Source organism: Candidatus Korarchaeota archaeon NZ13-K (assembly GCA_003344655.1).
In the GTDB taxonomy this organism is placed as follows: Archaea; Korarchaeota; Korarchaeia; order Korarchaeales; family Korarchaeaceae; genus Korarchaeum.
In genome coordinates, this window is record MAIU01000088.1 from 1 (window position 1) to 4445 (window position 4445).

Sequence of the window (4445 nt, forward strand, 5' to 3'; positions counted from 1 at the left end):
GCGTCCTAACTGTCCTCCAGAGCCTGTTGACGTTCTCCGTGAGCTCGCTTATCCTGCTTGAGAGCTGGTTGTTGACTTCCTCTATGCGCTGCGAGAGCCTGTTGACGTTCTCCGTGAGCTCGCTTATCCTGCTTGAGAGGCTCTTGTCCATCGTGATCATGGCCGCTATGACCTCTCTGAACATCCTACCCAGCATCTCAGAGGCCATCTTGGGGTCCTCCTTCAGCGAGTACCAGAGGGCCGGTATGACCTCCCTCTCCAGTATCTCCTCAGCCTTCCTCAGCTCCTCCACGGGATGATCGATCGGGAAGCCCTTAATAAAGGCTTTTCACGGGATCCGTCATGATGCCCGGGTTAGATAGGATCAATGCGCTACAGGTTCCTGAGAACAATCACCTCCTCAGCCTCAACTTCCCCGTTCCCGTTCTCATCAGTCCACCTCACCAGGCATGAGTTCCCAGTGAGCCCGTTCATCCTGAGCCAGATTAGAGCTGCCTTCGTGCCAAATCTGTGGGTCCCCATCACGTACACCCTGTTCCCCTCGTACAGGATCAATCCATAATCCACTCTTCTCCACGAGCTCCTGTGGACGGTTCCATTTATGATGAGCTCGTCCCTGGAGAATCTTATCCCATGGCTCTCGACAGCTTTGCTCCTCCCATTGGCCACGGGTCCTCCCACCACTAGATCAGCACCAGGGGCTATTTGAGCTGATGGAATGATCATATTGACAGCAATTCTGTCCACTCCTGTTGCATCCACTACTTCCAAGGAAGGCCTCCTCAGAACAGGGTTCCTCAGCTTCCCTCCTATGTAAGCCCTGTAGGCCTCCCCAAATCCGTCGTTGACATCCCAGAATATCCACACCCCCAGAATCCTTCCGGGAGTTCTTACGAGCTCCAGCTTTCCCCTCATGCCATCAACCCACTCCTCAGTGCTGCTCGCATTCCAGTAGCCGGTGACTATCATCTGCCTTCTGGTCAGGTTTTGATAGGCCGCCAGCATGCTAGGAGAGTAGAGCTCCGTCACCAGCGTCATGTTAAGCTCATCAACCTTTCCGGTGATCCCCGATCTGTAGGCTTCTTCAACGAAGGGATCGTCCAGCCAGAGCCAGATCCTCTGCCTCAGATCAGGGGGAAGGGAGAGGTAGAACCTCTCAAGCTCCTCCGGATCCATCCTCCTGTCCTTCCATCCGTACCAGACCGCCACCCCTAAAGTGGAGCTCAGATTTGAGAGGAACCTGGCTACTGATGCAAAGACAGCGTTTACCCTGCTCCCTGGCCTCAGGTAATCCTGCTCGGGCCCATAATCCCACTTCGGAAATATTGCGTAGAGGATTCCCAGACCCTCGAGCGAGGCTATCTCATCCAGAAGCTCGGCATTCGCTCTGAAGAGCTGGGAGTCGCTCAGAGGAACTACCAGTATGACGAAATTGTACTCGGAGGATATCCTCCTGAAGTCATTCCTTATGGCCTCCCTGTAAGCCCTGAGGTCTGACTTCGCATAGAAGTAGATCCTGTCCCCGAAGTTCCTCTGCCAGTAGGGAGAGGAGACCTCGCTCGGAAGTATATAGACGATGCCAGTGTAGGGTATGAAGGAGCTGGATGGATCAGCTGTGAGCTTAACATTCATGCCGAGGAACCTGTTCAGAACAAGCTCCAAAGCATAGAGGAAGCCGAGGTTATCATGAGCGGTGGCGGATACCTTCACGAAGAACCCCTTTCCCACCCTGACAGCGCAGGGATCAAGAAACCTCCTCCCGTTCAGCTCAGCCGCACCATAGGCCTCGTACTCGAGCCCGGCCAGCTCGCTCTCATCGAATGGCCTCATGCTCCTGAAGGGCCTGAGGCTTGGAATATACCTAGCCCCGGATTCAGTTGACCTCACCAAAACACCTTCAATTGCCGCTGTCACTTCTCTGCCCAGAAGCTTGTTCTCTGAGCCGCTTAAGTGCACCATCGAGCCATCAGCGTAGCCTATGTAGTAGAGCTCCCAGTCCCCCGTCCACACGATTGTTCCCCCTTCCCTCAGCCATCTCAGCATGAGCGAATCTTCGCTGCCATCCCAAACGGTGTCGGGGGCCACGTCGCTCGTGAATATCACAATTCCAGTCTCCCTTCTCATGAAGTCCCTCAGCTCATCGGCGTTCAGGATCCTATAGGGGACATTTAGGCTTTCAAGCACTCCCTTGAGGTACATCAGAGTTGCCCTTGGGTTTACCCAGTTGCTCGGGTACCTCTCATCGTAGTAAAGGATGATGCCCTTCCGATCCGCTCCTCCCTCGAGGGGAGGTAGGAGGAGCATTACCAGGACCAAGCAGATCAGGGCTCGGCCTCTCACAACCTGAGGATTGCCATGAAAGCTAAAAACTTTTCAGGTGAGCCGCGATCCGTTGAAAAGCGTGAGGCCGATCGGCCGGGGTCTTCAGGAGGCCCCCGAGGGTGATACCACTATGTAAGCTATTCCCCTCTCCCTGAACGGCCAGGGGACGGCGCTCACCTCAGATCCCCTATCCAGCCTCACCATTCCGCCCCTCTCCTGCTGAACCATCCAGATCTCGGGGGCCGATGGATAGAGGACCACGAACCTCATCCTCTTCGCCCTGACCTTCGCCCCCCTGAGCTCGAACCTCCTCCTCAGGCTCCAGTCGGACAGCTCCCTGGAGAGCTGGTCCAGAACCTCGCCCAGTCTCCTATCGACCCCAGGCCTCGCGTGAACGAGTCTCCCCAGCGTGTTCATTATGGAGCTCCTCAGCTCCCTGTAGCTCTCATTTATCCTCTGAGCCATTGAGAGGAGCTCCATCGATTCCTGCTTCGGGGAAGGGAGCTTAGCGGGGTAGTCCTGAGCCGGGGTCAACATCTTGGACAGTGCCTGCCTGGGCGCCCTTCCTATGAGCTCCTGGGAAGCGTACTCGTTCATCAACGTCGAGAAGGCCAGTGGGTATAGGACCAGCTTGGAAAGAGCATCCAGCTCCTCCTCATTCCTGAAGAAATCCTCCATACCCAGGCTGAAGAGGAAGAACGCCTCCCTGGCCCTCTCCCCCCAGAGGATGAGGTAATCCCTGACCAGCCTCAGGTAGATGGCCCTGAGCTGATCCGGACCGAGCCCCCAGGTGACCCCCAGGTTCAGGAGCCTCCAGGCGAGGGAGAAGAGGATCACACCCTTCAGTGGGGTCTGCTGCGATCCCCCAACCTCGAAGAGCCTTATCAGCTCCTCATCTCGGAGCCTCATCAGGTCCCTGGCCCTCATGCCCGTTTCTCTCTCGTTGAGGGGCAGAGCGGGGGGACCCGTCAGTATCAGGGACTCCGAGAGTGAGATTCCCGAGTGCCTTGTCCAGAGAACGGACTCCTCTAGCTCCGGGCTGAAGTGCCTCACGGATATTGCTCTTCCCCTTAGGAGCTCCCTCATCAGCTGGAGGATCCTATCCAGCCAGAGCTCCCCCTCACTGGCGCCCATGCTACCCGCCCATCGGAGCGGGAACCAGGACCAAAGCGACCCCGGGGGATTGCATGATGGCCCTCAATTCCCTTATCCCCCTGATCAGGAAGTTGTTGGCCGCCCTGTAGGTCCCGAACCTGTCGTTCCCGGCTATTATGATCACGGGCTTCCCCCACCTGGTCTTGATGAAGTAGTAAGCGTAGCCCCTCCTCTCCAGGTTCGACCTCTCCTCGCCCGAAAGGAGGGGGGCGACTAGCTCACCCACCCCGGGGGCCCTGTGGCCGCCCAGTATTATGATGAACTGAGCATAGTTCAGGGCCTCCCCCAGCATCTCCGGGGGGAAAATGGCCACCTGGAAGCCCATGGCCTCCAAGGATGATCTGAGCCTCTCGGCCGTGGGCCGATCTATCTCATTTGATATTATGGCGACTGGACCCGTCAGCTCAGCTGTAGCAATGGGAAGGGAGCCGGCGGAGAGCAGCAGGAGGAGCGCGAGGGGAGCCAAGTACCTGAGCATCACTCAGCCCTGCGGTGAAGCAAATAAATACTTATCGCTCCGCTGCGGATCCCACCGCACCTGTCCGGCGCATCACTCAAAATTTAATATTAAGGATGGCTCGGGAATCGTGGGGCCGATGATGATAATTCCTTTAACCTATCCGTGGGGAGAGACGGGCGGTCTGATGGCCCTGAAATCTCACCTGGATCCCGTCCTAGCCCTCACGTACCTGTAGACATAATCCGCCAGGGCTATCGGGTTCCTGGTCTGCATGTAAACCCTCCCGGGGCCCGTGAGATCCACCACTATCCCTTCCCCTCCTAGAACCGCTGACTTCAGCCCTCCGAACATCCTAACGCTCCAGCCGACGGTCGAGTCCATCGCAACGAGGTGGAAGTTGTCCACGGTGGCCTTCTCCCCTGCCTTGAGCTCCCTAATCTCCAGGGCTCCGTAGCTCCCAAGCCAGACGATGCCCCTGCCCCTGAGACTCAGCCAGAACAGCTGACCC

At 57.1% G+C, this 4445-nt stretch carries 5 protein-coding genes; all 5 read right to left on the bottom strand.

The features are described 5' to 3' along the window. A partial coding sequence (locus tag BA066_06880; GenBank protein ID RDD52966.1) for a hypothetical protein occupies positions 1 to 292 on the bottom strand: 292 nt, incomplete at its 3' end. An 80-nt stretch (positions 293 to 372) separates the two neighbouring features. Further along, positions 373 to 2340 carry a hypothetical protein gene (locus BA066_06885; GenBank protein ID RDD52967.1) on the bottom strand — a complete coding sequence of 656 codons (1968 nt, stop codon included), beginning with the start codon at positions 2338 to 2340 and terminating at the stop codon, positions 373 to 375. 84 nt (positions 2341 to 2424) lie between these two features. Next, positions 2425 to 3456 (bottom strand): hypothetical protein, encoded by a 1032-nt coding sequence (locus BA066_06890; GenBank protein ID RDD52968.1) that lies wholly within the window; start codon positions 3454 to 3456, stop codon positions 2425 to 2427. Position 3457: 1 nt separating this feature from the next. Then, entirely contained in the window at positions 3458 to 3955 is a 498-nt protein-coding gene (locus BA066_06895) for a hypothetical protein (protein ID RDD52969.1), read from the bottom strand. Positions 3956 to 4135: 180 nt separating this feature from the next. Beyond that, a partial coding sequence (locus tag BA066_06900; protein RDD52970.1) for an AIM24 family protein occupies positions 4136 to 4445 on the bottom strand: 310 nt, incomplete at its 5' end.

Coding starts and splice junctions, on each gene's coding strand:
- BA066_06890 (RDD52968.1), bottom strand. CDS start 3,456: ATGGGCGCCAGTGAGGGGGAGCTCTGGCTGGATAGGATCCTCCAGCTG.
- BA066_06895 (RDD52969.1), bottom strand. CDS start 3,955: ATGCTCAGGTACTTGGCTCCCCTCGCGCTCCTCCTGCTGCTCTCCGCC.